Origin of the sequence: Streptomyces carpinensis (genome assembly GCF_002154505.1) — a bacterium.
Taxonomy (GTDB): domain Bacteria; phylum Actinomycetota; class Actinomycetes; order Streptomycetales; family Streptomycetaceae; genus Streptomyces; species Streptomyces carpinensis.
Genome location: NZ_MUBM01000039.1, coordinates 22926 through 28925, shown reverse-complemented (window position 1 = coordinate 28925; position 6000 = coordinate 22926). Strand labels below are relative to the sequence as shown.

Annotated in this window: 6 protein-coding genes and 1 pseudogene; all 7 read right to left on the bottom strand. The window is 69.7% G+C overall.

Features of this window, described 5'->3' with window-relative positions; all coding sequences use genetic code 11:
- Positions 1 to 322: 322 nt before the first annotated feature.
- Positions 323 to 790: a MarR family winged helix-turn-helix transcriptional regulator gene (locus BZY54_RS06725; RefSeq protein ID WP_086723619.1), complete on the bottom strand. Its 468-nt coding sequence runs from the start codon at positions 788 to 790 to the stop codon at positions 323 to 325.
- Positions 791 to 1088: 298 nt separating this feature from the next.
- Positions 1089 to 2255: an NAD(P)/FAD-dependent oxidoreductase gene (locus BZY54_RS06720; protein WP_086723618.1), complete on the bottom strand. Its 1167-nt coding sequence runs from the start codon at positions 2253 to 2255 to the stop codon at positions 1089 to 1091.
- Positions 2252 to 3691, bottom strand: coding sequence for a sodium:solute symporter family protein (locus BZY54_RS06715; RefSeq protein WP_086723617.1), 1440 nt, complete (start codon positions 3689 to 3691; stop codon positions 2252 to 2254). Before BZY54_RS06715 ends, BZY54_RS06720 begins: the two co-directional genes overlap by 4 nt.
- Positions 3692 to 3707: 16 nt before the next feature.
- Entirely contained in the window at positions 3708 to 3836 is a 129-nt protein-coding gene (locus BZY54_RS54700; RefSeq protein ID WP_279634665.1) for a hypothetical protein, read from the bottom strand.
- Positions 3837 to 4189: 353 nt separating this feature from the next.
- Positions 4190 to 5014: a GntR family transcriptional regulator gene (locus BZY54_RS06710; protein WP_244217005.1), complete on the bottom strand. Its 825-nt coding sequence runs from the start codon at positions 5012 to 5014 to the stop codon at positions 4190 to 4192.
- A 117-nt stretch (positions 5015 to 5131) separates the two neighbouring features.
- The gene (locus BZY54_RS49185) at positions 5132 to 5353 is read right to left on the bottom strand and encodes a hypothetical protein (protein WP_107419667.1); all 222 of its coding nucleotides are present in this window, start codon (positions 5351 to 5353) and stop codon (positions 5132 to 5134) included.
- A 148-nt stretch (positions 5354 to 5501) separates the two neighbouring features.
- A pseudogene (locus BZY54_RS06705) lies at positions 5502 to 5699 on the bottom strand (aldo/keto reductase); the annotation flags it as partial.
- Between the last annotated feature and the right edge of the window lie 301 nt (positions 5700 to 6000).

The window sequence follows — 6000 nt, the reverse complement described above, 5'->3', positions numbered from 1 at the left end:
GGGGAGGGGAGTGCTGCCCCGGCTCATCCCGCCGGTGGGAGGGGACTCGGGCGGACTGCCGGAGTGGGGAGGGGGCGCCGTGCGGACTGCCGGTGGGGAAGACGCGTCGGGCGGGCGGCCGGGTACTGCCGAACGGGATCACCTGGAGCGGCGCGGCGTGCCGGAACGCCCGGCTCGCGCGAGGTGGCGCGTCGGCGGGGGAGGTGAGGCGGCGGACGTCGCCGCCCGCCGCGGTGCCGCGCCGCCACGGCCGACCCTTACGGCGACCACCTGTTGAAACGGCGCGAAGAAGATGCCCTGGCTGTGACAGGGCTGCCACGGGTTACTGGGGCTGCGGCAGAGCGTCCACCGACTCCACTGCCTTGACCAGTGAAGCCAGTTCGGGATTCTTGGCGGCTTCGTCGAGCGCCTCCCGGAGGGCGGCGTCGTTGGTCGGCCGGGCTTCTTCCAGGAGCTTCAGGCCGGCTTCACTGACGTCGGTGTAGATGCCGCGACGGTCGGTCGGGCACAGGTACCGGGACAGCAGACCGCGGTCCTCCAAGCGGGTGACCAGGCGGGTCGTGGCGCTCTGGCTGAGGACGACCGCGTCGGCGACCTGCTTCATCTGAAGATGCCCGCCTACGCCGTCGTGCTGGCGGCTGAGTACGTCCAGCAGGGAGTACTCCCGGACGCTCAGGTCGTGATTGGACTGCAGGGCGCGCTCGATGTGTGCCTCGATCTTGCCGTGCAGGAGGGAAAGCGCGGCCCAGCCATTGGCGAGGGCGGTGAGCGCGGGGTCCGTGGCGGTCATGGAGCCTGGGTCTCCTTCCAGGTGCAACTGCAACAACAGGATACGCCATCGATTGAAATATCTGCCAGGGCTGATATCAGGCTGCTGCAAGCATCTTCCCTCTAGGGGGCTGAGCCCTCTGGAGGGCTGAGACCGCGGACACGGTCGCCCGCCTGCGCGAAGGCTCACGAGGCGGGCGGCCGGGGGCTTCGAGGACCGCTGCAGGGTGCGCGCAACCGGCGAACGGGCCGTCGACAGAGGTTGTCGACAGAGGACATCGACAAAGCCGAAGAACTACCGGGTCATCCGGGGAGTTGGGTCACTGCTGTCCGGCGAAGCGGGCCGGTCGGAGGGTCGGGAGTTCGGTGCGGCCGATCAGGCGCTCCGGGCGGAAGTCCGCCAGGAGGTCCTCGGGGTCGCCGGTGAGCAGTTCCTGGGCGGCGAGCCTGCCGAGGAGGGGGCCGAGGGTGATGCCGCTGTGGGTGGCGACCGTGTAGATGCGCGCGTTGTCGCCCAGGAAGCCCGCGACCGTGAGGCCGTCGGCGGGCAACGCCCGCTGGCCGACGCGCAGCGACTCAAGTCGGGCTCCTTCGGTTCCGGCGAGCAGGCCGGTGAGGCGACCGCACAGTTCGCGGGCGTGGTGGCCGTCCACGGCCGGGGGAGATGCCGGGTCGGCATCCGCGTCCAGGTCCAGGCCCTGCACGATCAGGCGTCCTGCGCCGTCCGGGCGGACATTGAGCCGCGGCGTGGTCAGCACGCGGTCCAGCCGTGTCGGGAGCGGGTTGGTGTAGCCGAGCAGCCCCACCGTCGCGGTACCTGCGGCGTCGGGGTCGGCCATCGGGATGCGGTGGCCGGTCGACGCGGTCAGCGCCTCGGTCCAGCGTCCGGCCGCGATCACGACCGCGTCGGCCTCGGCGACACCGTCGGACAACTCGATGCGCACACCGCGTGCCGTCTCGGACAGGCCCGTCACTGTTGCCGGGCAGCGCAGCCGGGCGCCATGGTCCCGTGCCTCCCCCCACAGCCGGGACACCAGTAGAGCGGGGAAGACGTGACCTTCGGTGGGGTAGTGCGCGATGTGCTCGATGTGGGCCGCGAGGCGCAGGTCGGGCACGAATTCGCGAGCCTGCTGCGGAGTGATCCAGCGCACGGGGTACTCGCGGTCCACGAGCTCGGCGACCGAGGCGGTCAGCCGTTCGGCACCCGGCGCATCCTCGGCCCACTCCAGGTTCCCGTTGCACACGTACCAGGTCGGGGCCGCTCCGGGGTGCCGTGCGAGAGCGGCGTGTTCGGACAGTCCGGCGACGTTGAGGTCGTGGTACGAGCGTGGGTTCTTGTTGTGCGAGTTGGTCCAGGCGAACGTCGTACCGGAGGTGCCGGCCATTGCTGCGGCACGTTCGAAGACCGTCACCTCGGCGCCCATCAGGGCCAGGGCGCGGGCGACTCCGGCGCCCAGAACGCCGAGTCCGATCACGGCGATCTTCATGCGTTGCTCACAATCTCACTCGGGACGGTGGGGACGTGCTTCTCGGACGTTGCCGCGGTCAGCAGCAGGAGGACCGCGGCCGACGCCACGATGCCGTACACCGCGTACGGCACGGTTGTGCCCAGCAGTTGGGCGCCGCCGCAGCCGATCAGGCCGGCGACCATGCTGCCGATGGCCGCGACCGGCTTGAGCTGTCGGCGGCGGTGCAGCAGGTAACCGAGAAAGATCGGCGCGGCGAGCGCGGCCGCCGAGTAGGCGTAGGAGGCGACGAGCCACGCCAGGGCGGTCGGGAACGCGATCGCCAGCACGGCCGCGAGAACCGCCACCGCGACGCTGATCAGTCTGGAGAGCGTGACGGTCCGGCGATCGCCCGCCTCCTTTCCGGCGATCGTCTGGTGGACGTCGCGCATCAGGGTGGCCACGGTGGACTGCAGGGCGGCGCCGCTGGTGGCCACGATCGTCGCCACCAGGAAAGCGGCGAAGACCACGAGCATCCAGGACGGCAGCTGGGTGAGCAGCCACCCCGCGGCGTCCTCCTGGTTGGACAGGTGGGGGTTCATCGAGTGCACCGCCAGGCCGATGCAGCCCGCATAGACTCCGCTGACGAGCATCGTCACTCCGGACAGCCCGAGACCGCGGCGCGCGTCGGACACCTTCCTGGTGGCGAACACGCGCTGGTAGTAGAGCTGGTTGGTCAGGGTTCCGGGAATGATCGCGAACGCCCAGAGCCAGATCTGGTGCCATCCCACGGCGGTGACGCCTCCAGGGCTCCACAGCCGCTTCGGCACGGTCGCGGTGATGTGGTTCCAGCCCCCGGCCAGGTGGATTCCGTAGAACGCCACCGCGAGGGCCATCGCGATCTTGAAGAGGCCGAAGACGAAGTCGGCCCATGCCACCGAGGTCAACCCGCCGGGCAGGACGAACGTCAGCGAGGCGACCGTGATCACCGCGACGAGCACAGGTGTGGAGATCCCGGTCAGCTGGCCGAAGAGCTTGGCGAAGGCGACGAACTGAGTGGCTATCCAGCCGAACGGGACCGCGAGCGCAGCCAGCGCGGCGATGGCCGTGACCAGCTTGTTCTGCCCGAACAGCCGGTTGATGACGTCGGGCACCGTGGTGAAGCTCTGCTGGCGCAGCCACCGGGCGATCAGCATCAGCAGGAGAAAGCCGACCAGCACGCAGCCCTCGTAGACGAACACCGACCAACCCGACTGGTAGCCGATGCCCACGTGGGCGATGAGCACCCCGCCGCCCGCAGCGGCGGCGAACTGGGTGATGACGACGACGAACAACGGAAGTGACTCGTTGGCGGAGAGCCAGTCCCGGGATGTTCTTGCGCGGCGTCCGAAGTACACGGACATCGCCGCGCCCCAGCCGATCACCAGCAAACTGGCTGTGACCACGCCGATGATCTGTCCGGTCGAACCTGTGTGCATGGGGTGCCTCCGGTGGTCAGGCGCTGAAGCAGCGGCCCGGATCCAGATGGGTGAGGTCGTGCTCGGTGCTACCGCCCCGGGCGAGATCGGCGATCTCGGTCAGGACCGGGGCGAAGGTGATGCCGTGCCCGGAGAATCCGGGCACGCCCGAGGCATTACGCAGGCCGGGCGAAACGCCCGACCGGGCGTGTTCGTCTGGGGTGAACCCCTCGGCGGAGGTCCCGATACGCATCGGGCAGCAGCCGGGCAGCGGCGGCCGAGGCCGCCCCTGCGCATCCGGGGAAGGCAGCGCGGGTGGGTCGTCGGAACCGGCCGGCCTGTACCGGTCGAGGTGGTGCGGTGATGATCTCGATCGCGGTCCCGTCCGGCAGCGGGAGGGGCCGGGGGCCCCTGCCGGGCGGAGTCACGTGTCGGAATTCGACGAGGCCGGGCGAGTGCGCCGCATCGCCTCGGCGAGCGCTCCGCCGGTCGGGCCAACCGGCGGAGACCGTCCGGGGACTACGAGTCTGTAGTGGGCTGAATGGTCTGTTCGAGGAAGAACTCGACGAGGTCCGGGCGATTGACGTCCCACCTGGCCTCGGCAAGCTTGCCGTCGGTCAGCCAGGTCAACCGGCGGAGCCGGAGAACTGCGTGGCCCTCGGGTACGCGCAGCCGAGCGGCGGTCACCGCGTCGAGCGCGATCGGGTCGATGTAGATGCGGGATTTGGCGGCCGGAATGCCCATCCGGGCGAAGTAGTCGTGCGTGGTCAGGTGGTCGAGATCCTCCTCCTGCAGCCGAGGTGCCAACGAGAACGGTATGGCCGAGAGCTCGACGGCGATCACCTTGTCGTCGAGGTCGTACTTCAGCCGCCGCAGTTGGTGCACAGGCGTGTCATCGGCCACGCCGGGCAGCTCCACTCCGGCGTCGCGGGCCGGGATTACCGTTGCGGACTCCACCTCGTGCCGCCCGGGTATCTCCGGGCCTCGCAGCAGTGGGTTGACGAAGCGCAGCAGGTTCTCCTGCCGTGCCCCCTCGGTCACGAAGGTGCCCCGCCGGCGGTGGCGCTCCACGAACCCGGCCTGCGCCAGCTCGGTCAGCACTCGCTGCGCCGTCGCGCGACCGATCGAGTACTGCTGCTGGAGCTCGGCCTCGGTGGGAAGCCGACTGCCGGGGGGAAGTGCGCCAGAGCGGATCTGCTGCTCGAACTCGTTGCGGATCCGCAGGTACGCCGGGACTGCCATGGCCAGAAACGTAGCCCCGTTCATTTGACCGGTCAATACCCGTTTTTCACAGTCAATTAAGCCGATTTCGATGAGGAGTTCGGGTGCGTGCGGTCCCGGCACGTCGGTTACCTACGCCGCCTGGTCTGCATGGGCTCATGGGTGAGCAACGGCGAGAACCCCGACCGATCAGTCGATCGGTCGGGGTTCCGCCTGCCGGACTGCGTCGCGGACTGCCGGTCATCGCGTCTCGATTGCCGTGGCCAGGGCCTCGAGGCCGTCCCGGTGGATGTGACGGAGAGAGCCTCGGCCTCCTCGTCGCTCACCCTCGGGGACGAAGCGGCCGCTCCACCGGACCTCGACGGCCTCCGGCCTGCCGGGCAGGGCGTGGAAGCTGCCGATCAGGTCCCCGGCCGCCTCGGGGGACGCCTGGACGACGCAGGTCACGGAAGTGGACGCCACGGCGGGGTCCTTCGTGCGTGGGGGTTGTGGTCCTGCGGGGTGCCCGGTGGGTCAGGCGCCCGTGGGGAGCGGGGCGGCCGGGTCGAGCAGGCCGGTCTCCCGCAGGTCGTGCCAGAAGGCGGCGGGGATCTCCTCGCGCCCCCGACTGCCGGGACAGCATCTCGCCGAGCCGTATCTCGGCCAGGCCCGCGCCGTAGAACGGGGCGGTGTCGTAGTAGCGGATGCCCTGATCCCAGGCGGCCTGCAGGGTGGCCTGTGCCTCGTCGTCGGTGACGGCGCGGAACATGTTGCCCATGGGGGCGGTGCCGAAGCCCAGCGAACCGGGCAGCAGGTGGGTGAGGCTCATCAGGAGTTCCCTTTTGTGCGTGGTGGTGAGCCGCGCGGCGCCTCGCCTGTACGCCCTTTCGCCGCCTTGCTTGCATGCGACGTTATTTGCATATGCGTTTTAATGCAAGGGCGCGTTAAGCGCGTGCGGTGAGAAAGTGTGGGATGCCTCTCGGTCTGCGAAAACGAGAGAAACGGCCTGTGGCCGGACCGTCCTCGCGTAGGACGGTCCGGCCACAGGCTGAGAAGCGGGCGTTGCCGGGTTGGGGCGGGGGTGCCTGGTAGGCGATCGGCTCAGGGCCGACCCCCTTTGATGCGTGGGT

Bases quoted from the DNA above. Each gene is read 5' to 3' on its own strand.
- BZY54_RS06720 (WP_086723618.1), bottom strand. From the start codon at position 2,255: ATGAAGATCGCCGTGATCGGACTCGGCGTTCTGGGCGCCGGAGTCGCC.
- BZY54_RS06725 (WP_086723619.1), bottom strand. From the start codon at position 790: ATGACCGCCACGGACCCCGCGCTCACCGCCCTCGCCAATGGCTGGGCC.
- BZY54_RS06715 (WP_086723617.1), bottom strand. From the start codon at position 3,691: ATGCACACAGGTTCGACCGGACAGATCATCGGCGTGGTCACAGCCAGT.